The following is a 22,992-nucleotide window of genomic DNA, read 5'->3' as shown; positions in this document are numbered from 1 at the left end:
GCGATATGAACCTGTGTTGAGTAAACGGGTGTTCGGGACTTGGAAGTTGAAAACCTGGATGTTGATGACCTGGAAAGCGTTCGGCACCCTCTCAGGTGTGCTCGACCACAAACTCGTGGAAGTGCCTGGACAGCTCCTGGAAGAAACCGTCGCTCTGCTGAAGCAGGGATGCCCAGCTGTCCTGGGAGGCCTGCTGAAGCGTGTCGAGCTGAGCGCGGGCCTGATCACGGGCCTGGCGCAGCTCGGCAAGTCGTTTCCCGGTTTCGTCGCGAACGCTTTCGGCAACGCTGTTCAGGCTCTGCTGGACCTGCTCGATCTGGGCAGACCAGGCTTGGATCTGCGCCTCTTTCTTGTCGAGGATGGCCTGGCGGAGCTGTTCATTGGCCCGGCGCAGCTCTTCCTGCTCGCTACGGGCCACAGACATCTCTGTGCTGGTGTTCATGATCGTTACTCCTTGAATACAGTTTCAATACAACGGCGGATACGGCCAGGCACGGTCCGACTTGAACGGGCCTGCTATCCGGTTCCGGACGAAATCAGAAGGTGCCCGATGCACTCCCTGGTCCAGCATTGATGCGCAGATCGCCACAGACGATCGGTGCGCAGCGTGATGGTCCAGTGTGTAATTTGGATCGGAAGCGTGAGCGCATCCGTTATTTCCGCCATACCCCAAACCCCTGTGCTGTCAACGTCCCGCCGACTGCAGCCAGTGCTGCAGGGCTGCTCAATCCGGAGCAACGGCCTGCCAGCCAGCGTGGGCCCAGACACCGTGGGCGAGGCACAGTGGAGGGATGTCCATCCCCGACGGCCATGTCATCCACGTCCGTGAGCCAGGATCTGCTCGAGGAGATCGTGCGCCGGCTCGAGCAGGCCAGGGCGACCGCCCAGCAGAGGGTGGAGCGATTTGACAGCCGCGATCTCGACGAGGAGAGCGAGGACTCCATCCGCGATCTGGCGACCGACCTGCGCAACGACCTGCACCACATCCAGGGGCTGCTGGAGGAGGTGCTCGGCAGTGACATGCCGGCCCTCAGAGGGCGTCTGTCCTGATCCGCGAGACAGCCTGACAGGGATCGCCAGGGCAGGAACGACCACCGACAGGAACGACCACCGACAGGAACGACCACCGACGGACCTGGCCCGCGGAGTGGTCGCTCTCATGGCCCCAGGCTGGCCATGGCCCCAGGTGCCCTTCACCGGAGGCGCTATGCCTAGGGTCATGCCTTCCTGCCGCCGGCCGATGGCTTCCCCGCCCCTGTCAACACCCCGGACCGCAGCGGTGCCTGCCGTCCTGATCTGTGCCGCGTCGCTGCTGAGCCCCCTGCCGCTGCGGGCCGAGGAAGCGCCCGCTGCGCAGAGCGGGGAGGTGGAGGTCAGCTCCCTGATCTCGCCGGTGGATGCCTGCAACCGGGCCCAGGCTCAGCGGCCGGCCGGCGCCGTCGTCACCACCATGCACTACGAGCGGCTGGGGGAGCCTGCTGAGCGCAGCTTCCGCTGCCGGGTGCGCTGGAGTACCGCCAAGGATGCGGCGCTCACCGGCCGGCCGATCCTGTTCGGGCCGAGCCTCTGAGCACCGGGCCGGCAGCCGCGGTCAGCCCCGCCGGCGGATGCGCCACCATGGCGCCGCTCCGTGTTCCGCCCGACGATGGCCGCCACGCCCCTCACCCCCGAGCAGATCAACGCGCTGCCCTCCTCCCTGCCAGCCTGGAGCCTCAGGGAGGGCAAGCTGCACCGGCAGCTCAGCTTCGCCGACTTCACCGAGGCCTTCGGGTTCATGGCCAAGGTGGCCCTGGCGGCCGAGACCCTGGGCCACCATCCCGAGTGGAGCAATGTGTGGAACCGGGTGACGATCGATCTCACCACCCACGACACCGGCGGTCTCTCCAACCTCGACGTGCAACTGGCCCAGCGCATCGACCAGCTGGCCGGCTGAGGGCTCAGGCCAGTCCCACCAGTCCTGCGCTGAGCTCCCAGAGGCTGGCGGCCAGGGCGTCGTCGCGGGCCTCGGCGCTGGGATCCACCGCTTCGAAGCGGCGCCGGCCCGGCCCCAGCACCCGGTTGCTCCAGTAGCGGAAGCCCGGCTCGGCGTGAGCCGGATCGGTGGCCAGACCCGCCAGCAGCGCCCCGGCCCGCTCCACGGTTTCGGTGAGCCGCAGCAGATCGCGCGCCACCAGGGCGAACAGGCGCTGGCCGGCTTCGTTGTGCCGGCGGCTGTAGCGGAAGAAGCCGTCGCTGCCGCGCGGGATCACCAGGCCCGGGCTCCAGGCGATCACCGGCCAGTGGTGTCCCTGCTCCTGCAACCGCTGCTGCAGCCGCCGGGCGAACAGCAGGTTGCAGAGCTTGCTGTCCTTGTAGGCCTTGTCGGCATCGAAGGGCGACACCCCATCGACCATCGCGAAGTCGGGCCCCCGGCGCAGGCCGCTCAGGTCGCCCAGGCCGGCGGGCCGACCCACCCGCCCGCCGGGGCTGACGGGATCGTGCACCTCCGAGGCCGTCACCACCACCCGCGGCTCCCGGCCGCCCTGCAGCAGGGGCAGCAGGCGCACCGCCAGCAGCTGGTGGGCCAGGTGGTTCACGGCGATGGTGAGCTCATGCCCCTGGGCCGAGCGCTGTGGCTCGCGGGCGCCGGTGTACTGCAGGCCGGCATTGAGCACCAGGGTGTCGATCGGCTCGCCTTTGCGCAGCAGGGCGTCGGCGCAGCGGTTCACGCTCTCCAGATCGGCCAGGTCGCACACCGGCGCCTGGGGCTCGGGGCCGCCGCCGGCTGCGTCGGCGAGGCGGGGGATGAGGCGGGCGGTGGTGGCAGCGGCCCGCTGCGGATCGCGGCAGGGCAGGGTCAGCCGGTGGCCGGCAACCATCAGCTGCGCGGTCGCCTGCAGGCCGATGCCCGAGCTGGCGCCGGTGATCAGGATGCGGCGGGGCCGGGGCAGGGAGGGCATGGCAGGCGGCAGAGGTCCGTGGTGGGAGAGGGCCTTCCAGCCTGGCTGGGGATCAGCCCATCGCGCCCCGCAGCACCGTGGCGGCGCCGAGCAGCATCAGGCCGGCGGCCGTGAGGCGTCGCAGTCCATCGGCCTCGCCCAGGGCCAGCACGCCGGCGCCGCTGCCCAGCAGCGTGCTCAGCCGCTTGATGGCGATCACGTGCACCACCGCCGTCTGCCGGATCGCCTCCATCTGCAGCACCGTTCCGGCGGCCAGGGCAAGGGCCGCCAGAACCAGGGCGACAACCATCACCGGCGCCACGGCCAGGGGGCCTGCCCCCGCCGGCTTCGGCCTGCGGCTCCGGGATGGCCGGCGCGGTTCCCGCAGCGACAGAGCGAGCAGGCTGCTGCCGATGCTCAGCTGCAGGGCCAGCACCCAGGCGACGCTGCCGCCGGCCCTCACCCCCAGCTTGTCGACGCTGGCGCCGATGCCCCAGAGCAACGCCACCAGCAGCATGGCGCGGCAGCCGGGACTGGACCAGAGACGCGCCAGGCCCCAGCCCTCCGCTCCCGTCCGGCTGCGGGGCTGGCCGAGCAGCAGGGCCCCGAGCACCAGCAGGGCCACCCCCAGCACCGCCAGCGGACCGGGCCGTTCGCCCAGCACCCACCACCCCGCCAGCAGCAGGGCCAGGGGCGAGAGGTTGATCAGGGGCAGCACCAGGCTGAGATCCTCCAGGGCGATGGCCCGGCCGTAGCACCAGAAGGCCAGGGCGTTGAGGCTGCCGCCCAGCAGCAGGGCCGCCGCGAACGCGGGCAGGTTGACCACCGGCGGCCGGCTGAGCAGCAGCGGCAGCAGCAGCAGGCCCGCCAGGCCGCTGCTGATGCCGATCACCCGCAGGGTGCTCCAGCCGGAGCGGCGCAGCACCGTGCGCAGGCAGAGGTCGCGCACGGTTTCACCGAGGGCGGTGCCGAGCGTCAGCCACAACCATGGAACCCCTGTGAGCATCGGTGGCGGTGCGGGCGGTCTGCCAAGCCGGTTCGGCTCTGTCAGCATGGGCCCCTCCGGGTGAGCGCCGCCCCGTGACCGTCGCCAACAGCCCTTCCGCCGCCGCCGGCCCGTCCGCAGCGGTTCCCTGCATCGGCGGCGTGCCGCTCACCCCCAAACCGCTGCAGACGCTCGCACCGCCGGTGTTCGAAACGCCGGAGCTGGAGCGCCGCCACCGCCAGGAGCGGCTGGTGGCGGCCCTGCGGATCTTCGGCCGGCTGGGCTTCGGCGAGGGGGTGGCTGGCCACATCACCGTGCGCGATCCGGAATTTCCCGATCACTTCTGGGTCAATCCCTTCGCCCGCTGCTTCCGCCGCCTGAAGGTGAGCGATCTGCTGCTGGTGAACCACGCCGGCGAGGTGGTGATCGGCCACTGGCCGGTGAACCGGGCGGCCTTCGTGCTGCACGCGGCCCTCCATGCCAGCCGGCCGGAGGTGCAGGCCGCCGCCCACGCCCACTCGCCCCACGGCAAGGCCTTCGCCAGCCTGGGGCGGCTGGTGGATCCGATCAGTCAGGACAGCTGCATGTTCTTCGAGGACCACGTGCTGGTGCGAGAGGACGGCGGCAAGGTGGTGCTGGAGGAGGAGGCCGGCCGGCGCTTCGCCGCCGCCTTCAGCCGCGGCAAGGCGGCGATCCACCAGAACCACGGCCTGTTCACGGTGGGGCACACCGTGGAGGAAGCGGCCTACTGGTTCATCGCCATGGAGCGCGCCTGCCAGTGCCAGCTGCTGGCCGAAGCCGCCGGCACGCCCCAGCTGATCCGCCGCGAGTGGGCGGAATACACCCGTGAGCACACCGCCACGCCGCAGGCGGGCTGGCTCAACTTCCAGACCCTCTGGGAGGACGTGATCGTGACCGAACCCGACCTGTTCGACTGATCGTTCAGCCTCGGGCCGATGCTGCTCGTGGACGCTCCGGGGTGGCTGGGCCGAGGTCAGGCGGCGGTGCTCTCCAGCTCCAGCAGCCAGCGCTGCCAGGCCTCCAGGCCGGTGGCCGGATCCAGCCACTGGCGGCGCAGCTCCAGCCAGTCGGCCCAGGCGCCATCGGCCTGCCGCCGCCAGCGGGCGGCCAGGGCCGGCAGCCGGCGCTTGAGGCGACCTTCCAGGTGCTGCTTGAGCAGCGGCCGCCAGATCACCAGGTCCTGGAGCAGCCCCAGGCTGTCCTGGGTGCGCTTGAGCAGCACCAGCCGGTCGCGCAGGGCCGGCTCCAGGGCCTCGAGCACCTCCAGCTGATAGCGCAGCCGCTTGAAGGCCTTGCGCAGTTCGTGCTGATCCCGCTCCCGGCGGCTGCCGCGGGCCGGCCGGCGGCCATCCCCCCAGCCCGGATGCAGGCGCAGCTCCGCCAGCTGGCGGATGAGGCCGGCCCGCAGCAGCGGCAGGGCGCCTTGATGGACGTCGCTGGCGGCTTCCGGGCTCTGCGGCGGCTTCGGGGCGGGTGCGAGACCCCTGGGCAGCCGGCGCAGCCGCCGGCTGAGCTGGCGGCGCCCCCGGCAGCGCACCGTCTGCAGCCGGTCGATCAGGCGCCCCAACCGCCGCCGCTCGCCCCCGCCCATCTCGCGCTGGTGCTCCTCCAGGGTCTCCAGCAGCACATCCAGGTCGCGCACCTCGCCGGCGGCGCGGGCCAGCTTGCGTAGGCTTTTTGCCGAGGGCCCGCGCCAGTGGCGGGGGAAGGCTTCGGCCATCGAGCGCAGTCGCCGCAGGCCGGTGCGCAGCTGGTGCACCTGCTCGCGGTCGTCGGCCCTGGCCTTGCGGCCAGCCCCTCTGAAGGGGCGGCGCAGCAGGCCGATGCGCTCGCCCAGGATCCGCTGCAGCTGGACGCGGCGCCACTCCAGCAGCGCCGCCAGGGCCCCATCAGCGGCCCGGGCGGGGTCGGCGTCGACGCCGGCCGAGAGCAGCAGGGGCGGGGCCGGGACGGCCCCGGGACGGGACGGGGCGCGATCGCCGCTGCCAGCGGGGTGGCCGAGTGGGATGAGGGAATCCATGGCTGATTCCTCCAGCTGCCATCAACCTCAACCTATCGCCGCTGACCGTTGCCGCCCGCCGCTCACACCAGCACCGGCAGCTTGGCCGGGTCGGTCTGCTGGAAGCGCAGGCGGCGCGCCTCGCCTTCGCTCTCCACATCCACGCTGATGGTGTGGTCAGGGGTGAAGGTGCCGGCCAGGATGCCCTTGGCGATCGGCGTCTCCAGTTCGCGCTGGATGGCGCGCTTGAGCGGCCGGGCGCCATATACCGGGTCGTAGCCCACCCCGGCCAGCCAGTCGAGGGCGTCGGCGTTGAGCTGCAGGGCCAGCTTCTTCTCCTCGAGGCGCCTGGCGAGCCGCTGCACCTGCAGCTCCACGATCTCGCGCAGTTCCTCCTGCCTGAGGCTGTGGAAGATGATCGTTTCATCCAGCCGGTTCAGGAATTCCGGGCGGAAGTGGGCCCGCAGGGCCTCGTTCACCCGCTTCTCCATCTCCCCGTGCCGGGCCGGATCACCGGCCAGATCGAGGATCGAGGCGCTGCCGATGTTGCTGGTGAGGATCAGGATCGTGTTGGTGAAGTCCACCGTGCGGCCCTGCCCGTCGGTGACGCGGCCGTCATCGAGGATCTGCAGCATCACGTTGAACACGTCGGGGTGGGCCTTCTCCACCTCGTCGAACAGGATCACGGCGTAGGGCCGGCGCCGCACCGCTTCGGTGAGCTGGCCGCCCTCCTCGTAGCCCACGTAGCCCGGAGGCGCGCCGATCAGCCGGCTCACGGCGTGCTTCTCCATGTACTCGCTCATGTCGATGCGCACCATCGCCTCCTCGCTGTCGAACAGCTGGGCGGCCAGGGCCTTGCTCAGCTCCGTCTTGCCCACGCCGGTGGGGCCGAGGAAGAGGAAGCTGGCGATCGGCCGGTTGGGGTCGCTGAGGCCGGCGCGGGAGCGCTGGATGGCATCGGCCACGGCCGTCACCGCCTGACCCTGGCCCACCACGCGGGTGTGCAGCTCCTCCTCGAGGTGGAGCAGTTTCTCCATCTCGCTCTGCACCAGCTTGGCCACCGGGATGCCGGTCCACTTGGCGATCACCTCGGCGATGTCGTCCTCGGTGACCTCCTCGCGCAGCAGCGTCTTCTCGCCGGCGCCATTGCCGGAGGCCAGTTCGGCTTCCTTCGCCGCCAGCTTCTTGTGCAGCCCCGCCAGCGTGCCGTACTCCAGCTCGGCGGCCTTGTTGAGGTCGTAGTTGCGCTTGGCCTGCTCCACCTGCAGCTGCACCTGCTCGATCTCCTCCTTCAGGCCGCTGAGCTCATCGATCGAGCTCTTCTCCGCCTGCCACTGGGCGTTGAGGGCGCTCTGCTGCTCGCCCAGATCCGCGAGTTCCTTCTCCAGCCGCTCCAGCCGGTCCTTGCTCGCGGCGTCGGATTCCCGGCCCAGCGACAGCTTCTCCATCTCCAGCTGCAGGATGCGGCGATCGAGCTCATCGATCTCCTCGGGCTTGGAGGTGATCTCCATCTTCAGCCGCGCCGCCGATTCATCCACCAGGTCGATCGCCTTGTCGGGCAGGAAGCGGTCGGCGATGTAGCGGCTGCTCAGCACCGCCGCCGCCACCAGGGCGTTGTCGGCGATGCGCACGCCGTGGTGCACCTCGTAGCGCTCCTTGAGGCCGCGCAGGATCGAGACCGTGTCCTCCACCGTGGGCTGATCCACGAACACCTGCTGGAAGCGCCGCTCCAGGGCCGGATCCTTCTCGATGTGCTGGCGGTGCTCGTCGAGGGTGGTGGCCCCGATGCAGCGCAGCTCGCCCCGGGCCAGCATCGGCTTGAGCAGGTTGCTGGCATCCATGGCGCCGCCGGTGGCGCCGGCCCCCACCACGGTGTGGATCTCGTCGATGACCAGCACGATCTGCCCCTCGGGGGCCGTCACCTCCTTGAGCACGGCCTTGAGGCGCTCCTCGAACTCGCCGCGGTACTTGGCCCCGGCGATGAGGGCGCCCATGTCCAGCGCGATCAGCTGGCGGTTCTGCAGGGCCTCCGGCACGTCGCCGTTCACGATCCGCTGGGCCAGGCCCTCCACGATCGCCGTCTTGCCCACGCCCGGTTCGCCGATCAGCACCGGGTTGTTCTTGGTGCGGCGGCTGAGGATCTGGATCGTGCGGCGGATCTCCTCGTCGCGGCCGATCACTGGATCGAGCTTGCCGTCGCGGGCCTCGCGGGTGAGGTCGCGGCCGTACTTCTCCAGCGACTCGTAGGTGCCCTCGGGGTTCTGGTCCGTCACCTTCTGCGATCCGCGCACCGCCTCCACGGCCTGGCGCAGCTTGTCGGCGTTGGTGCCGGCCTGGCTGAGCAGCTGCTTGCCGCAGCGGTCATCGATCGCCAGGGCCAGCAGCAGGTGCTCGATGGCGATGTAGCTGTCGCCGAAGCTGCCCTTGAGCTCATTGGCCTGGTCGAGCACCGCGTTCAGCCCCTTGCCCAGATACACGTTCTCGGGGGGCGCGCTGAGGCTGGCCTGGCCGGCGATGAAGGCGTCGATCTTCTGGCTGAGGCCGCCCACGTTGACGCCGGCCTTCTCCAGGATCCGGCCCGCCAGCCCCTGCTGGGCCAGCAGGGCGGCGAACAGGTGCTCGCTCTCCATCTGCTGCTGGCGCTTCTGCTGGGCCAGCTGCTGGGCGGCGACGACGGCGCCCCAGGCTTTCTCGGTGAACTGTTCGGCGGTGGGATGCATGCGGAAACCTCCCGGCGGCGGCGGTGTTTGGGTTGATCTCAAGCTATGGATCCCTCGCGGCCCTGACACCCCCGGCAGGCCGAACGTTCGTGTACGGCGCTCCGCCCCAGCGACCGGGACCGCTGGCCATGATGGGCCGCGCAAGGGTGGTGGCCGATGGGCGAAGCGATGGACGGCGATCTGGTGCGGCAGCTGGCGGAGAGCTCGCTCGAGTTCGACGCCACCGGCGCCGATCCGGAGCGCAACTGCTGGCTGGCGGTGCACCGCCACGTGCATGGCGTGCTGCCCAGCGAGTACGACATCCGCGAGGTGCCTGAGGAGCTCTACCTGGCGGTGCTGGAGGCGCGCCGGGCGCTGGCCTGAGCAGCAAAAAACCCCGGCCCAGGGGCCGGGGTCGAAGGATTCAGGGGTGCTGGTGGAGAAGGCCGATCGGCGTGGATCAGGCCCAGCCAGCAGTTCAGGCCCAGCCCTTGCCGGCCATGTCCTCCACGTAGGCGGCCACATCGGCGATGTCGCCGGCGCTGAGCTTGCCGCCGAAGGCGGGCATGGCGTTTTTGCCGTTGGTCACCTGGTAGGCGATGGCGGCCTCGTGGTCGCTGGAGTAGTCGGCTAGATAGGCCGCCAGGGCATCCTGCTTGAGGGTGCGCTCGGCGTTCACCACGTTGCCGCCACCCATGTGGCAGGCGGCGCAGTTGGCCGAGAAGATCTGGGCGCCATGGGCCACGTCGGCCGCATAGCTGGGGGCGGCGCCCAGCACCAACGCCAGGCACAGAGCGATGAGGGAAAGGAGACGGCGCATGGAAAGGCGCTTCGCAACGCAATAGCCCCGCAAACGTAGGCGCCCCCTGGGCCCCGGTGCCCCGTGATGCTCAGCTTCGAAACAATTGCCACAGCCGTTTCGCCAGCGGCCGCCGGCGCGGCAGCCCGGCCTGCTCGAACACCGCCTCCAGGGTGGGCGCCTGGCTCACCAGGCCGAAGCGCTCCGGGGGGCTGATCGGCTCGTGCACGAAGTGGCGCTGGCGGATCGAGAAGCGGTCCCAGGCGGTGACCTCCAGGCGCAGCAGCTTGATCAGCACCTCCACCAGCGCAGGGGTGACCGCCAGGCCCACGGGCGGCATCCAGCCGCCGCGCCAGCGCGTCAGCCGCCGCACCGTGTCGTTCACGGTGACCGCCGGCTGGCCCAGCACAAGCCGCCGCACCCGCCCCTGGCCGGGCTCGGGATTGGGGCGTCCGGCTGCGCTCCCGTGGGGCTCGCTCAGCAGGTGTGCGCACACCCGGGCGATGTCGCCGGCGTGGATGAAATGGAAGCTGGCGTCCACCCGCAGCCATGTCGCCAGCCACAGCCAGCGGCAGGCCTCCTTCAGGCCGGCGGTGAGGTAGCTGGTGGGGAACTGGCCATCTCCATCCACTCCCCTGCCATCCACCCGGCCGCCGAACACCAGGGTGGGGAAGAGGGCCACGATCCGCTCAGCCAGGGGATGGTGCTCCAGCTGCTGCAGGCAGAGGGCCTTGGTCTGGATGTATTCGGTGCCTTCGCTGAGGGCTTCGGGGAGCAGCTGCAGGTCGCGGTCCAGGATCGAGGCGGTGGAGAAATACAGCACCTGCTCCAGTCTCTCGGGGCTGCAGCAGGCCAGCAGCTGCTTCACCGCCACCACGTTCACGGCCATCGCCCGTGCCGGGTCCCCCCAGGCGGTGGCGGTGTGCACCACTCGGGTGGCCGTGGCGATGGCGCCGGCATGGGGTGTGAGATCGCGCAGGTCGCCCACCAGCAGGGTGATGCGCGGATGGTCGGCCGGCACGGCCGTGAGCCTGGCGGGATCGCGCAGCAGCAGCAGCAGCTCGGCGTCGCTCTCGCGCAGGAGCAGATGGGCGATGTGCTGGCCGACGCAGCCCGAGGCGCCGGTGATCAGAATCCGCTGGGGCCGGGCTGGGCCGGGGATGCCGTCGCCGGGTCCGCCGGCAGCCGTCAAACGGTGGCCCCCAGCAGCTCGTTCACCGCCTTGCCGGTCTCGAAGAACACCCGGGCGTTGTCCTCGGGCGTGCCGGGCAGGATGCCGTGGCCGAGGTTGAGGATGTGGCGGCGGCCGCGGGCCTTGCGCACCGTGTCGAGGATGCGCTCACGGATCGCCTCGGGGGTGCCGAACAGCAGGCCGGGGTCCACGTTGCCCTGCACGCCCACGTGCTCGGGCAGGCGGGCGCAGCCGTCGGCCATGTCCACGGTCCAGTCCAGCGACACGATGTCGACGCCGGTGCGGCCCATGCGCTCCAGCACCCCGGCGCTGCCGGAGATGTAGAGGATCAGAGGGGTGTCGGGGTGGGTGGCCTTCACCTGGTCGATCACCCGCTTCTGGTAGGGCGCTGCGAACACGTCGTAGTCGATCGGGCTGAGCTGGCCGGCCCAGGAGTCGAACAGCTGCACCACCTGGGCACCCGAATCGATCTGGTAGCGCACGTAGGCCGCGATCGAGTCGGCCAGGTGGCCCAGCAGCTGGTGCAGCAGCGCCGGCTCCCGGAAGGCCATGGCCTTGATCACCGAGTAGGTCTTGGAGCTTTTGCCCTCCACGGCGTAGGCCGCCAGGGTCCAGGGGGCGCCCACGAAGCCGAGCACGGCGGCCGCGTTGCCCACGTCGGCGCGCAGCCGGCCCAGCACCTCGCCCACGAACGGCAGCGCCGCGGCCGGATCCAGGGGCCGCAGGGCATCCACCTGGGCCTGGGTGCGAATGGCGGGCTCGATGATCGGCCCTTTGCTCTCGATGATGTCGAAGTCGATCCCCATGCCCGGCAGCGGCGTGAGGATGTCGGAGAACAGGATCACGCCGTCGGGCCGGAAGGCGTGGAAGGGCTGCATCGAGATCTCGTAGGAGAGATCGGGGTTCTCCGAGCGCTCCCGGAAGCCGGGATGGCGGTCGCGCAGGTCGCGGTACACCTTCATGTAACGGCCCGCCTGGCGCATCATCCACACCGGCGGCCGCTCCACCTGCTCACCTCGGGCGGCGCGCAGCAGCAGGGGAGCGGAGGTGGACATCAGGGCAGACAACCGGGCCAGGGGCGAACCTACCCGACCACCCCGCGGGATCAGGCCGCCGGTGCGGCGGCGGCGGCGCCTTCGTCACAGAGCGGGGCCTGGCTGCGCTTCTCGTCGCGGCGGAACACCAGCACCGAGAGCGGCGGCAGGCAGAGATCGAGGGAGTGTTCGTAGCCGTGGATCGACCACTCGTCGGTGTACTTGCCGCCCAGGTTGCCGAGGTTGCTGCCGCCGTAGCGGGCCGCATCGGTGTTGAAGGCCTCCTCGTAGAAGCCCTCCAGCGGCACCCCCACCCGGTAATGGGAGTGGCTCTGGGGGGTGAAGTTGGCCACCACCACCAGCCAGCGCCCCGTGGTGCTCTCCCGGCGCATGAAGCTGATCACCGAGTGGCGGTTGTCGTTGCAGTCGATCCACTGGAAGCCGAACTCGCTGAAGTCGTCACCCCAGAGCGCCCGCTCGCTTCTGTAGAAGGCGTTGAGGTCGTCCACCAGGTGCTGCAGTCCCTGGTGGGGTTCGTGCTGAAGCAGATCCCACTGCAGATCGCCCCATACGTTCCACTCGGCCCGCTGGCCGAACTCCATCCCCATGAAGATCGTCTTCTTGCCGGGGTGGGTCCACATGTAGGCCAGCAGGGCCCGCACGTTGGCGAACTTCTGCCAGTCGTCGCCCGGCATCTTGTGAAGGAGGTTGCTCTTGCCGTGCACCACTTCATCGTGGCTGAGGGCGAGCATGAAGTTCTCGGTGTAGGCGTACCAGATCGAGAACGTGACGTTGTTCTGGTGGAACTGGCGGAACCAGGGATCCAGCTCGAAGTAATCGAGCATGTCGTGCATCCAGCCCATGTTCCACTTGAGGTTGAAACCGAGGCCGCCGATGTGGGTGGGCTGGGTGACCATCGGCCAGGTGGTGGATTCCTCGGCGATCGACAGGGCGCCGGGGAAGTGCTGGAACAGCACGTGGTTGGCCTGCTGCAGGAAGCGCACGGCTTCGGTGTTCTCCCGGCCGCCGTGCTCGTTGGGCAGCCACTCGCCGTCGGGCCGCAGATAGTCGCGGTAGAGCATCGAGGCCACCGCGTCGACGCGGATGCCGTCGATGTGGAATTCCTCGAACCAGTAGATGAGGTTGGCCACGAGGAAGTTGCGCACCTCGTTGCGGCTGTAGTTGAAGATCAGCGTGCCCCACTCCTTGTGCTCGCCGATGCGGGGGTCGGCGTGCTCGTAGAGATGGGCGCCATCGAAGAAGGCCAGGCCGTGGGCGTCCTTGGGGAAGTGGCCGGGCACCCAGTCGAGGATCACGCCGATGCCCTCGGCGTGGCAGCGGTCCACGAAGGCGCGGAATTCCGTGGGCGTGCCGAAGCGGCTGGTGGGGGCATACCAGCCCGTCACCTGGTACCCCCAGGAGCCGTCGAAGGGATGCTCGGAGACCGGCATCAGCTCGATGTGGGTGAAGCCGCGGGCCTTCACGTAGGGAATCAGCCGCTCCGCCAGCTCCGGATAGGTGAGCAGGCGGGCGCCGGGCTTGAGGTCGGCCGCCGGCACCGGCGGGCGGGCCGTGCCGTCGGGCTCGATGTAGGGCGCATCGGCGCTGGCATGCATCCAGCTGCCCAGGTGCATCTCGTACACCGCCACCGGCTGGTCGAGGGGATTGCGGCTGTCGCGTTCGGCCATCCAGGCCTGGTCGCTCCAGCCGTAGCCGCCCAGGGGCTCCACGATCGAGGCGTTGGCCGGCCGCACCTCGTGGCGGAAGCCGTAGGGATCGGCCTTCTGGTAGCAGTGACCGGCCTGGGTGCGGATCTCGTACTTGTAGATGGCGCCGGCCTCCAGGCCGGGGATGAACAGTTCCCAGAGGCCGCCGAGGCGGCTCTGCATCGGATGGTGGCGGCCGTCCCAGCTGTTGAACGGACCCAGCAGCGCCACGCTGCGGGCGTTGGGGGCCCAGAGGCAGAACATCACCCCGGCCACCCCGTCCAGCTCGGTGAGGTGGGCGCCGAGGCGCCGCCACACGTGGTGATGGTTGCCCTCGGCGAACAGGTGGCGGTCGAGCTCGCCCATCCACTCCTGGCGGAAGGCCCAGGGGTCGTGGGCCTCATGGGTGATGCCGCCGCGCAGCACCCGCACCCGGTAGCCGCTGCCGGGGTTGTGGTCCAGTTCCGCCTCGAAGATCCAGGGGTGGTGGGGCGTGGCGGTGGCGATGCTCTCAGCGCCGAGCAGCAGCTCCACGCGTTCCGCTTCCGGCATCCACACCCGCAACACCCAGCGGCCGTCCTCGAGGGGCTGGGGGCCGAGCACCGCGAAGGGATGGTCGTGGCGGCATTCCGCCAGCCGCGTTGCGTCCTCCACCATCCAGTCGAGAGTGGGGACGGGCATGGCAAGGCAGCACGGGCGCCGCGAGCTTAGGGCGGTTCCCGGTGGCAGCCGCCTCCCGTGCGGCGCCGTGGATTCAGCGCGAGCTGGGGGAGAACTTGCGCGGCCGCACCGGATCCTGCGGGAAGTTCACCGCCACGATCTCGTTGTTGGTGTTGAGGATCACGAACAGCGCATCGGTGACCTCCCTGAACTCGGTGCTCACCAGCACCAGGCGGGTGTCCTCGGCCCGGTCCACCTCCAGCACCCGGCCCACCTTCACGAAGGCACCGGTCTGGCGCTGCAGCTCCTGCCACTTGGTGCGCAGCGCGGCGGCGCTGAACTCCTCCTGCTTGGGCAGGCTGAGGAAGCTGCGCGCGGTCACGAACTGTCCGGCGCTCAGCGCCACCACGAAATCCCTGGCCACCTTGGCGGTGTCGGCGTCGGTGAGGTCGAAGTGGTATCCCTCCAGTTCCCCCCGGCCGTTGAGCACCATGAACAGGTCGCGGGTTCCCTCGGCGGTGTCCAGCGTCGCTTCCACCGTGGTGGTGCTGAGGCCGCCGCGCACGCTCAGCAGGGTCCAGCCGCGCAGCACGGGTTCGTTGCGGATGCGCTCAGCCACGATCGCCGGGCTGCTGATCGCCTTCAGTTCGGGGGAGAACTGGGCATAGCGGAGGTCGGCATCGCGGGTCTTCGCTGCCTCCAGGAAGCGGTTGGCCGCCGCCCGGGCCTCGGCCACCGTGAGAGTGGACCGGGGGGCTGCGGCGGCCTGCGTGCCCTGGGCCCGCAGGCCCTGGGGAGCGCCGCCCAGGGTCAGGGCCGCGCACAGACCCAGCAGCAGCGGAGCGGAGCGTGGCATCACGGCGGCGGGCACGGCAGGCCACAGTTTGCCCCAGGATCCAGTCCCTCGACCGTCTCCAGGCTCAGCACCGCGTCCTGGCTGTCCAGCTCCAGGGTGATCACGCGATGCTCCGGGCCGCTGCCCCCCCAGGGCCGCTCGCCTGTGCCCGGATTCACGGCCACCTGGGGCCAGGCCGCCGCCGCCAGTGACAGCCGCAGCCGCTCCCCGGGCTGCAGCTCCAGCAGCAGGGGCTGCAGCTGCACCTCGCGCCAGGCCGGCTCCCGGCAGCCGGCGCCCAGCTGACGGCTGACGCCTGTGCTGAGCTGCTCCACGCCGCCGTCCGGGGTGATCCGGCTCAGGGCGGCGCAGAGGTCGAATCCCGGCTGGTCGCTGCTCACCCGCAGCCGCAGGCGGGGACGGGCCAGCAGGCGCAGCGTCCGTTCCAGCTGAGCGCTGGTGAAACAGGCCACGTCGCGCCGCTGGTCCAGATCTCCTCGCTGGCAGGGTCCGGCGTCGAGCCCCAGGTGCCCGCCCCGCCCCGGCACCGGCCGCCAGGGATCGTGCACGATCCAGCGCCGCTCCGCCCCGCTCGGCGTGGGGCCACCGGCCGGCAGCAGTTCCACTCCCCGCAGCCACCAGCGTCGCCCTGCCGGGGCGTCGCCAGTCGGCTCCGCAATGGCATCGGCGGCCGGCGCAGGGAGGCTCCACCAGGAGCCCTGCCGCCCGCTCTGCACCGCCACCTCCGGTTCGGCGAACGCCTCCCCGGGTGGATCCTGCAGATGCCGGCGGAAGAAGCGCGCCAGCAGCCCGTCCACCCCGTCGCCCCAGTTGAGGTGGGTCCAGGCGCCGATGCGCAGCAGGGGCCTGCCCCCGGCGGCCCGCGCCCGCCGCCAGAGGTCCAGCACGCCCTCGAGATGGGGGTCGTGCCAGCCGCCGATCAGCAGCATCGGCCGCCGCCACAGCGGCGCCGGCGGCTCATGCACCCGCCAGCCCTCCGCCAGCGCGGGATCCTGCCGCAGCCAGCGCAGGCCCATGCCTTCGGGATCCAGCTCCTCCAGCAGCGCCGGCCCCTCCTCCAGAAAGGCGCCCGAATCGAGGCTGCAGCGGATGCGCCGCCAGCCCTCCCGGTCGCCGCGGCGGCGGCACTGCAGCGCCGCCAGCTGCAGACCCCATCCCAGCCCCAGGGCCCACCAGTGGGCACCGCCGCTGCCGGCCCAGTGCCGGCGCTCATCCAGCCCCGCCATCGCCGGCGCCAGGCAGTCGGGCAGCCCCTCCGCGTCGCCGGCGTCGCTGAGCAGCTGGGTGAGGCCCTGGTAGGAGAAGCCGTACAGGCCCACCCGGCCGTTGCAGCCCTCCAGCCGCCGGGCCCAGCGCACGCTGTCGGTGCTGTCGCGGGCCTCCTGGGCAAAGCCGGCGAAGCTGCCCTGCGAATCGCCCTGGCCGCGCACGTCCTGCACCACCACCAGGAATCCCTGGGCGGCATACCAGCCCGGGTGGGCGTAGGTGGGGGTGGAGGCGATCGCCCGGCCGTAGGGCTGGCGCATCAGCAGCACCGGCCAGGGCCCCTCGCCCGGCGGTTGCCAGATCCGGCTGATCAGCCGCACGCCGTCGCGGCAGCAGAGCCAGGCATCCCGCCAGGACACCGGCGCGGCCGTCAGCGCACCTCCGGGCAGTGCATCCCCACCACGTAGGTGATCAGCACCTCGGCGTCCACCGGACTGAGCCCTTCCTGGGCGGCGATCCTGCGGGTGGCCTCCTTGCTGGTGGCGGACATGCCCTGGCGGTTCATCTCACGCAGCTGGTTGCAGAGCGCCTTGGCGCGGGCCGGATCCCGTCGCACCGACTGCAGCAGGTTGGACTGGGCCAGCGCCGGAGCCGGTATCGCCATCAGGGTTCCAGCCGCCGGCAGCAGCGCCACCGCTGCCGCCAGGGCGCAGAGCAGCAGCGCGCCAGGCCTGCGGTCTGCGCGCCGGATCGGCGTCAGGAATCGCTGGTGAGCCGCCACGACCTGTTCGCGTCTGCTTCCATTCCAGATGGGCTCGCCCATCCCCTGGCCGTCGTGGGGTCAGTTTGCCGCCCGGCGAGCCCGGGCGATCCAGCGCTGCAGGGTGGGCAGATCCGGCGGCGCCACGGCCTCGCCGGTGAGCCGGCGCTGCAGCCGGCCGGTCTGCACCCAGAGCTGTTGCGGGTCGGCACGGGCCAGGCCCCGGGCATCGGCGATGCCGGCATGCAGCAGCAACGCCGCCTGCTCGGGTTCCAGACCCACCTGCACCACCAGTCGTGCCTGGCCGCGCAGCCGTCGCAGGGTGGCTTCGCTGGCCCCGGTCGAGCCGGCCAGCTGCCGCACCAGCCCGTCCGGCAGAGCGGCCAGGGCCGGCCAGCTGGCCACGCCCTGGGCGCGCAGCACCTCCGCCTCGGCGCGGGCGTGTCCTGGCAGCCGCCAGGCCGGAAGGCTCACGGCGTGAGCGTCACGGTGTCGGTGGCGAAGTCGCGGATGGCTTCGGCCAGCACCACCGGCCGGCTGAGGCCCGGACCCACCCGTTCCACATGGCGCAGCCGCACCCGCACCAGACCGTCCGGGGTGGTGCGGCCGCTGCCGCTGAGATTCAGGGCCAGCTGGTTGACGCTGGCGGCCGCGGTGGCTGGGTCGAGTGTCCCCGGTGCCGCCGCCACCACCAGATCGGTGCCGTTGTCGAACACCACCGGCACGCTCAGCGCACCCTCCACCGTGACCCGAGGCCGATAGCTCACCGCGAAGGCCAGGCAGGAGATGGCCAGCAGGGCCGTGAAGCTGGTGACGCCCACCAGGCGGAAGCGGGTGCCCCAGCCCAGCAGGAAGGCAGCGAGGGTGAGCAGCGCCAGCAGGCCGCTGGCGGCCCCCAGCCATTCACCGGCCACGAACAGGATCGGATCGGTGCTCATCGTTGGCTGCGCATGCTCGGGTGGTCGTGGTCGTGGTCGTGGTCGTGGTCTTGGTCGTGGTCGGGTGCTGATGCTGGGGCGCTGATGTGCGGGTGCGCAGGGATGCCTGAGCACCTGGACCAGGCCCTTATATTGCGGCCCTGGCGCGTCTGGGTTCTCCAGGTTCATGGCGGAGTTGCCACCCCTGGGCCCGCCACCGGCAACCCCTGAGCCCCCCGCCGGGGACCCCGCTCCCCAGGCCCATCCCCCCGGCAGGCCACCGGCGGGCCGCTTCTCCGGCCGGGCCGTGCGCACGGCGCTGATCGCCGCGTCCCTGGCCGGTGCCGGCGCCGCCGCTTCGCTCGTCTCCCTCGACCGCCTGGTCGCCGGGCTCTACGAGCGGCAGCGGCCCCGCCTGGAGGCCCAGCTCGGCAGCGTGCTGGGCCATCCGCTCGAACTCGGGCCCTACCGCGGGCTGGGCTGGTCGGGACTGCAGCTGGGGCCCAGCCGCCTGACGCCCCTGCCCTCTGACCCGTCCGGGGTGCGGATGGCGGGGATCGGCCTGCGTCTCGATCCCCTGGCCAGCCTGCGCCGCCGCCTGCCGGTGCTGGAGGTGACCCTGACGGGGGTGGACGCTGACCTGCGGCCCAACGCCGACGGCAGCTACTGGCGTCTGCCCAGCCTCGATCCGGACCTGGAGCCGCCCCGCCTGGCCGTCCGCCTGCGCCTGGGCCAGCCCGCCCGCTTGCGCATCGCCCCGCTGGACGGCGATCTGGCGCTGCGCGGCAGCGTGATGCTGGAGCCCCACCGCCGCGAGGCCTCCGCCCTGCTGCAGCTTCGTCCAGGGGCGGCGGGCAGGGCCGGGGCCGGCGAGCTGCAGCTGCGCGGAGGCGGCAACTGGCGCAGCGGCCGCTGGCAGGGTCGGCTGCTGAGCCGCAGCCTCGATGTGGGCTGGCCGGCGCAGCTGCTGGGGCTCGGCGGCGAGCTCGACGGCCGCCTCGACGGCGAGCTGCGGCTCAGCTGGCGCCAGGGTGAGCCGGACTGCCAGGGCGAGCTGCGGCTGCGCCAGCTTGGCTGGCGGCCCCGTGCCGGTGAGCAGCCGTTGATCCTGGAGCGTCCGCGGCTGGCCTGCGACGGCACCGCCGTCACCCTGGCCCGCAGCGGCTGGCGCTGGGACCGGCAGCGCGGTGAGCTGGGTCTGCGGGCCCGCTGGCGGCCGGACGCGGTGGCCCTGGAGACCCTTGAGCTCAGCTCCCGCGACTCCTGGCTGCGCGCCAGCGGCCGGGTCAGTCCAGACCCTGCCCTCAGCGGCACCTGGCGGCTGCAGCCGGCTGACATCCCCGTGAACCGGCCGATCTCGCCCGAGCTGGCCGGTTCGGCCCTGACCGGCAGCTTCCGGCTCGGCGGATCCTGGCGCCGCCCGGAGCTGCTCACCCAGCTGCGTCAGGCCGGCAACCCCCTGCTGGGTCCCTGGGATGCCCAGCTGCGCTGGCGCGACCAGCGGCTGCTGCTCGACCGTCTCGCCAGCGCCCACCTCTCCGCCCAGGGGTCGCTGCCCCTCGCCCTGACGGCGCCGCAGGGGCTGCGCAGCGGCCCCCTGGATCTGCGTCTGCAGCTGACCCGCTACCCGCTCGCGCGGCTCTCGACGCTGCTGGGGGCGGAACTGCAGGGCCTGGCGGACGCCAGCGGCACGATCCGTGGTCCGCTCAGCGGTCTGACGCCGGAGTTCCGGCTGCGTGTCGATCAGCCCGGCGCCGGCCCCCTGCTGCTGGCCGAGGCCTGGGAGGGCGACTGGTCCGGCGACCCGGCCGGCGGCGGCCGGCTGCGCATGGCCAGCCGCGGCGAGGACCCCCGCGGGCTCCTGGAGGCCCGCCTGGACCGGAGCTGGGTGCCGGTGGCGGTGACGCTGGAGCGCGACGGCGGCGTGCTGCGCCTGGACGGGTCGCCGCGGGCCTACGCCTGGAGCGCCGATGGCTTCGCCCTGGCCGGCCTCAGCCTGGCGCTCGGACCCAGGGGCCAGTTCCAGCCGTTGCAGGGTGGTCTCTCCGGATCGGGCGTGCTGGAGCTGCAGCCGCTGGCCTTCCGGGGCCGCGTCGACCTCGACCGGCCCGCCGTGCTGGGGGTGACGGCCCGGCGGGTGGAGCTCGACGGCAGCTACCGCAACCGCCGCTACCAGGCCACCGGCCAGGTGACGGCCGACGGCGGCGGCGATCTCGACCTGGACTGGAGCGGTGTGTGGCGGGGGGCCTATGTGGCCCGCATCAGCGCCCGCGGGCTGGATGACGGGCTCGTGCGGCGCCTGCTGGAGGCCTGGCCCCGCTGGCGCGGTGAGCCCGGCATCGACCCCGGCAGCGCCGCCGATCTCGGGACCCTGCTCATCGACACCTTCGGCGGCAGCCTCGATGGCCAGCTGCTGGCCCTCAACCAGGCCCGCGCCCGCCTGCGCCAGGCGCTGGTGGATCAGCGCGAACGGCTCACTCCGGCTGAACGGCTGGAGCGGGTGGCGGCCCGCTTCGATCTCGAGGCCGAGCTGCGCGGCCCGCGCCTGGCGGACACCCACATCGACGCCTCCCTGGAGGGGCATCTGTGGTTTCCCGGGCAGGACCGGGATGAAGCCCTCACCGGCGAGCCCCTGCGGGCCACGCTGCAGGGACCGGTGCGGCTGGGGTCAGGCAGCTTCGGCCTCAGCGGTGTGCCCCTCTCCCTGCTGGCGCTGTTCACCCCTCTGCCGGCCGACCTGCGCGGCACGCTGGCCTCCCGGGGCCGCTACCGGCTCGCCGCCCAGCCGGAGCTGGCGCTGGAGCTGGCCCTCACCGATGCCGGTCTGGGGGAGACCGGACTGCTGCTCGAGCGGGGTCGGCTGGAACTGGTGGAGAACACCATGCAGGTGGACCTGGCCCTGCGGGCGGACGGGGCCGCCAGTGGCATCGAACTGGCCGGCACCGTTCCCCTCGATCCGGCGCAGGAGGGGATCGAACTGCGCGTCACCAGCCGCGATGACGGCCTGATCTTCCTCAGCCGCCTGGCCCAGCCGGCGCTGGTGTGGGAAGAGGGCAGCGCCAACCTGCAGCTGCTGGTGCGCGGCAGCCTCGAGGAGCCGATCGCCAACGGCTTCCTGCGCCTTCAGGACGGTCAGCTGCGGCTGGTGGAGCAGGAGGTGGAGGACCTCCAGGCCACCGTGCTGTTCGACTTCGAGAAGCTGTTCCTGCAGGAATTCAGCGCCAGGGTCGGCAGCAGCGGCAAGCTCAGCGGCAGCGGCAGTCTTGGCCTCTTCCGTGCCCAGACCAGCGCGGAGGGGGAGCCGGCCCGGTTGACCATCTCCGTGGACAAGCTGCCCTTCCGGGTGCCCCGTCTGCAGGCCAGCATCGACGGGCAGCTCGAGGTGGGCGGCAGCCTCACCGCCCTGGAGGTGGGCGGCAGCCTGGAAATGGCCAAGGGCTCGCTGAATGTGCAGCCCGGCCGGCTGGCCGAGGAGGAGAACGCCACCGAGACGGCGGCCACGGTGCAGGAGGTGGCCGAGCAGCGCTGGGATTTCCAGCGGCCCCTGGTGCTCCTGGGGCCCGAACTGGAGAGCCAGACGGGCGAGGAGCTGCGCGCCCTGATCCCGAACGTGCGCTTCATCCGCCTCGACGCCCTGCGCATCGGCCTGGGCTCCGATTTCCGCGTGGTGGTGCCCCGGCTGGCCGACTTCAGGACGGTCGGCAGCCTGCGCTTCGACGGGCCCCTCAGTCCCGACCTCCAGGCCCGCGGCGTGGTGCGCCTGGAGGGGGGGCGGCTGAGCCTGTTCACCACCAATTTCGTGCTCGACCGCAACACTCCCAACGTGGCGGTGTTCACCCCCTCGCTGGGGCTTGTGCCCTATCTGGACATCACCCTGCGCAGCCGGGTGTCGGACACCATCACGGCCGGCGGGGTGGTGAGCGGCAGCCAGGCCACCTCCAGCTATGCCCCCTCCCTGGCGCAGCTGGAGAACGGCTTCAGCTCCCTCAACCAGCTCAATCTGGTGCAGGTGTTCCTGTCGGTGAGCGGGCCTGCGGACCGCCTGGCCGACGGCATCTCCCTGCGCAGCACCCCGGCGTTGCCGGAGGACCGTCTGCTGGCGCTGATCGGCGGCAACTCCCTGGCCGGCCTCACCGGGCCCGGCGCCGGGGCCGCCCTGGCCACCGTGCTCGGTCAGACCCTGCTCTCGCCGGTGCTCGGCACCCTGGGGGAGGCGTTCGGCCAACGGCTCAGCTTCGCCCTCTACCCCACCTACGTGAACCCGGCCGTGAGCCGGAGGTCGGAACAGCGCTCGGGCAGAGTGCCGCCGCAGCTGGTGCTGGCGACCGAGGTGGGCGTGGACGTGAGCGAGCAGTTCAACTTCTCGGTGCTGACGGCGCCCAACCGCACCGACATCCCCCCCCAGCTCACCCTCACCTGGCGCGCCTCCGACCTGGTGAACCTGCAGGGGTCGGTGGACACCGAAGGCGCCTGGCAGACCCAGCTGCAGGTGTTCTTCCGGTTCTGAGATGGCGTTGGCGGCGGCGACGGTGGCCGGCGTGGCGGATCAGGTGATCGGCGTGGATCTGGGCGGCACGGCGATCAAGCTCGGCCGCTTCGACCGCCACGGCACGCTGCTGGAGGCCCTGGATGTGGCCACCCCCCGGCCCGCCATGCCCGGAGCGGTGGTGGTGGCCATCAGCGAGGCGGTCGAGCGGCTCGATCCGCACCGCCGGGCGCCGCTGGTGGGGGTGGGCCACCCGGGGCCCAGCGACCGTGCCTGCCGCGTGGCCCGCATCGCCATCAACCTGCCGGGGTGGCGGGACGTGCCCCTGGCCGACTGGCTGGAGGCGCTGCTGGAGCGCCGCGTCACCTGCGCCAACGACGCCAACTGCGCGGCCATCGGTGAGCTCTGGCACGGGGCGGCCCGCGGCGCCGGCGATGTGGTGCTGCTCACCCTCGGCACCGGCGTGGGCGGGGCCGTGCTCCTGGGCGGGCGGCTGTTCACCGGCCACCGCGGCGCCGCCGCCGAGCCGGGCCTGATCGGCCTCCAGCCCGATGGCCCCCCCTGCAACAGCGGCAACCGCGGTTCCCTGGAGAGCTACTGCAGCATCGCCGGCCTGGCCCGCCTGAGCGCCCTGGAGCCGCACGAGCTCTGCCGCCGTGCCGATGCCGGTGACCCGGAGGCCCTGGCGGCGTGGGATGCCTACGGCGAGCGGCTGGGGGTGGGGCTGAGCTCCCTGCTCTACCTGTTCACCCCA

21 protein-coding genes are annotated in these 22,992 nt (G+C 71.7%); 7 read left to right on the top strand and 14 right to left on the bottom strand.

Going from position 1 to position 22,992, the window contains the following annotated elements:
* Positions 1 to 91: 91 nt before the first annotated feature.
* On the bottom strand, positions 92 to 442 hold the full coding sequence (locus KBY90_RS09430) for a hypothetical protein (protein WP_254968338.1): 351 nt from the start codon (positions 440 to 442) through the stop codon (positions 92 to 94).
* 368 nt (positions 443 to 810) lie between these two features.
* Here KBY90_RS09430 and KBY90_RS09425 point away from each other — a divergent pair, with 368 nt between their 5' ends.
* The 3 genes from KBY90_RS09425 to KBY90_RS09415 all read left to right on the top strand — a co-directional run bounded on the left by KBY90_RS09425 (position 811) and on the right by KBY90_RS09415 (position 1,933).
* Positions 811 to 1,050 carry a hypothetical protein gene (locus KBY90_RS09425; protein ID WP_254968337.1) on the top strand — a complete coding sequence of 80 codons (240 nt, stop codon included), beginning with the start codon at positions 811 to 813 and terminating at the stop codon, positions 1,048 to 1,050.
* 190 nt (positions 1,051 to 1,240) lie between these two features.
* Positions 1,241 to 1,570 (top strand): hypothetical protein, encoded by a 330-nt coding sequence (locus tag KBY90_RS09420; protein ID WP_254968336.1) that lies wholly within the window; start codon positions 1,241 to 1,243, stop codon positions 1,568 to 1,570.
* Between the two features lie 75 nt (positions 1,571 to 1,645).
* A complete protein-coding gene (locus tag KBY90_RS09415) occupies positions 1,646 to 1,933 on the top strand; it encodes a 4a-hydroxytetrahydrobiopterin dehydratase (protein ID WP_254968335.1) in 288 nt (95 codons plus the stop codon).
* A gap of 4 nt (positions 1,934 to 1,937) precedes the next feature.
* Here the strand turns inward: KBY90_RS09415 and KBY90_RS09410 are convergent, their stop codons facing one another.
* Positions 1,938 to 2,939, bottom strand: a complete 1,002-nt coding sequence (locus KBY90_RS09410; protein ID WP_254968334.1) for an SDR family NAD(P)-dependent oxidoreductase — start codon at positions 2,937 to 2,939, stop codon at positions 1,938 to 1,940.
* A 52-nt stretch (positions 2,940 to 2,991) separates the two neighbouring features.
* Positions 2,992 to 3,903: an EamA family transporter gene (locus KBY90_RS09405; RefSeq protein ID WP_254968333.1), complete on the bottom strand. Its 912-nt coding sequence runs from the start codon at positions 3,901 to 3,903 to the stop codon at positions 2,992 to 2,994.
* A gap of 95 nt (positions 3,904 to 3,998) precedes the next feature.
* Between KBY90_RS09405 and KBY90_RS09400 the strand changes: the two genes are divergently transcribed.
* A complete protein-coding gene (locus KBY90_RS09400) occupies positions 3,999 to 4,841 on the top strand; it encodes a class II aldolase/adducin family protein (protein ID WP_254968332.1) in 843 nt (280 codons plus the stop codon).
* A gap of 56 nt (positions 4,842 to 4,897) precedes the next feature.
* Here KBY90_RS09400 and KBY90_RS09395 read toward each other — a convergent pair whose 3' ends face one another.
* Positions 4,898 to 5,944, bottom strand: coding sequence for a CHAD domain-containing protein (locus KBY90_RS09395; protein WP_254968331.1), 1,047 nt, complete (start codon positions 5,942 to 5,944; stop codon positions 4,898 to 4,900).
* Between the two features lie 62 nt (positions 5,945 to 6,006).
* Positions 6,007 to 8,643: an ATP-dependent chaperone ClpB gene (clpB, locus tag KBY90_RS09390; protein ID WP_254968330.1), complete on the bottom strand. Its 2,637-nt coding sequence runs from the start codon at positions 8,641 to 8,643 to the stop codon at positions 6,007 to 6,009.
* A 156-nt stretch (positions 8,644 to 8,799) separates the two neighbouring features.
* On the opposite strand from clpB, the gene KBY90_RS09385 reads away from it, so the two are divergent.
* Positions 8,800 to 9,006, top strand: a complete 207-nt coding sequence (locus tag KBY90_RS09385; protein ID WP_254968329.1) for a hypothetical protein — start codon at positions 8,800 to 8,802, stop codon at positions 9,004 to 9,006.
* Positions 9,007 to 9,100: 94 nt separating this feature from the next.
* Here the strand turns inward: KBY90_RS09385 and KBY90_RS09380 are convergent, their stop codons facing one another.
* The 9 genes from KBY90_RS09380 to KBY90_RS09340 all read right to left on the bottom strand — a co-directional run bounded on the left by KBY90_RS09380 (position 9,101) and on the right by KBY90_RS09340 (position 17,773).
* Positions 9,101 to 9,442 (bottom strand): c-type cytochrome, encoded by a 342-nt coding sequence (locus KBY90_RS09380; RefSeq protein ID WP_254968328.1) that lies wholly within the window; start codon positions 9,440 to 9,442, stop codon positions 9,101 to 9,103.
* Positions 9,443 to 9,512: 70 nt separating this feature from the next.
* Positions 9,513 to 10,613 carry an NAD(P)-dependent oxidoreductase gene (locus tag KBY90_RS09375; RefSeq protein ID WP_254968327.1) on the bottom strand — a complete coding sequence of 367 codons (1,101 nt, stop codon included), beginning with the start codon at positions 10,611 to 10,613 and terminating at the stop codon, positions 9,513 to 9,515.
* Positions 10,610 to 11,668 (bottom strand): uroporphyrinogen decarboxylase, encoded by a 1,059-nt coding sequence (gene hemE / locus KBY90_RS09370; RefSeq protein ID WP_254968326.1) that lies wholly within the window; start codon positions 11,666 to 11,668, stop codon positions 10,610 to 10,612. Before hemE ends, KBY90_RS09375 begins: the two co-directional genes overlap by 4 nt.
* 50 nt (positions 11,669 to 11,718) lie before the next feature.
* A complete protein-coding gene (gene glgB, locus KBY90_RS09365) occupies positions 11,719 to 14,034 on the bottom strand; it encodes a 1,4-alpha-glucan branching protein GlgB (protein ID WP_254968325.1) in 2,316 nt (771 codons plus the stop codon).
* A 73-nt stretch (positions 14,035 to 14,107) separates the two neighbouring features.
* Entirely contained in the window at positions 14,108 to 14,869 is a 762-nt protein-coding gene (locus tag KBY90_RS09360; protein ID WP_254968324.1) for a DUF3887 domain-containing protein, read from the bottom strand.
* On the bottom strand, positions 14,869 to 16,494 hold the full coding sequence (locus tag KBY90_RS09355) for a CocE/NonD family hydrolase (protein ID WP_254968323.1): 1,626 nt from the start codon (positions 16,492 to 16,494) through the stop codon (positions 14,869 to 14,871). The genes KBY90_RS09360 and KBY90_RS09355 overlap by 1 nt, the downstream gene beginning before the upstream one ends.
* An 11-nt stretch (positions 16,495 to 16,505) precedes the next feature.
* Positions 16,506 to 16,856, bottom strand: coding sequence for a hypothetical protein (locus tag KBY90_RS09350; RefSeq protein ID WP_254968322.1), 351 nt, complete (start codon positions 16,854 to 16,856; stop codon positions 16,506 to 16,508).
* A 60-nt stretch (positions 16,857 to 16,916) separates the two neighbouring features.
* A complete protein-coding gene (locus tag KBY90_RS09345; protein WP_254968321.1) occupies positions 16,917 to 17,309 on the bottom strand; it encodes a DUF4332 domain-containing protein in 393 nt (130 codons plus the stop codon).
* Entirely contained in the window at positions 17,306 to 17,773 is a 468-nt protein-coding gene (locus KBY90_RS09340; protein ID WP_254968320.1) for a DUF2518 family protein, read from the bottom strand. The genes KBY90_RS09345 and KBY90_RS09340 overlap by 4 nt, the downstream gene beginning before the upstream one ends.
* 166 nt (positions 17,774 to 17,939) lie before the next feature.
* On the opposite strand from KBY90_RS09340, the gene KBY90_RS09335 reads away from it, so the two are divergent.
* Positions 17,940 to 22,259, top strand: coding sequence for a translocation/assembly module TamB domain-containing protein (locus KBY90_RS09335; RefSeq protein ID WP_254968319.1), 4,320 nt, complete (start codon positions 17,940 to 17,942; stop codon positions 22,257 to 22,259).
* Position 22,260: 1 nt separating this feature from the next.
* The coding region (locus KBY90_RS09330) for an ROK family protein (RefSeq protein ID WP_254968318.1) at positions 22,261 to 22,992 on the top strand (732 nt) is incomplete at its 3' end.

Origin of the sequence: Cyanobium sp. CH-040, assembly GCF_024346135.1 — a bacterium.
Classification (GTDB): Bacteria; Cyanobacteriota; Cyanobacteriia; order PCC-6307; family Cyanobiaceae; genus NIES-981.
This window is presented reverse-complemented; position numbering and strand designations above follow the sequence as displayed.